Source organism: Romboutsia sp. 13368, assembly GCF_018336475.1.
In the GTDB taxonomy this organism is placed as follows: domain Bacteria; phylum Bacillota; class Clostridia; order Peptostreptococcales; family Peptostreptococcaceae; genus Romboutsia.
On record NZ_CP048741.1, the window covers coordinates 1067143 to 1067722 of the forward strand.

Below are 580 nucleotides of genomic sequence, written 5' to 3' on the forward strand. Positions count from 1 at the left end.
TGATTAAATTATATATTAATCATTATATCAACTTTTTTTGATTTGTGAAGTATTTATAAAAATAATTTTTGAATTACTTCATAAGTTAATACTTTAGATACTGTATCTTTATTAACAGAATAGTAATTCCATTTACCTTGAGAAGTTTTATCTATAAGATTAGCAGATAAAAGTAATTTTAAGTGATAAGATAGTTTAGATTGAGATATATCAAAGATTCCAACCAACTTACAAACACAAACACTTTCTTCACTGTATAGTCTTTTCAATATACTAAGTCTTATAGGATCTGATAGAGCTTTAAAAATTAAATCTATATTATCCATTTTAATACCTCCAATGCTTAACATTTATTATATCAAATAATATAGATTTTATCATATTAAAATATTTTTTCATTAATATATAAATTTATATTTACATAATTAAATATWTAAAATCATATAAAATCATATATCAAAAAAAATTGATTTGAATATTTACAAAAAATAAAATTTAACATATCATATGATTAAAAATAATAAAAAAATCATCTTAAGTAGGAGGAATTATAAATGAGAATAGCAGTAATATCAGATAT

Annotated in this window: 1 protein-coding gene; it reads right to left on the minus strand. The window is 18.5% G+C overall.

The features are described from left to right. Nucleotides 1-53 precede the first annotated feature (53 nt). Complete coding sequence (locus G3997_RS04340; RefSeq protein ID WP_296648669.1) at nt 54-326, minus strand: ArsR/SmtB family transcription factor; 273 nt, start codon at nt 324-326, stop codon at nt 54-56. Between the last annotated feature and the right edge of the window lie 254 nt (nt 327-580).

Coding starts and splice junctions, on each gene's coding strand:
- G3997_RS04340 (WP_296648669.1), bottom strand. CDS start 326: ATGGATAATATAGATTTAATTTTTAAAGCTCTATCAGATCCTATAAGA.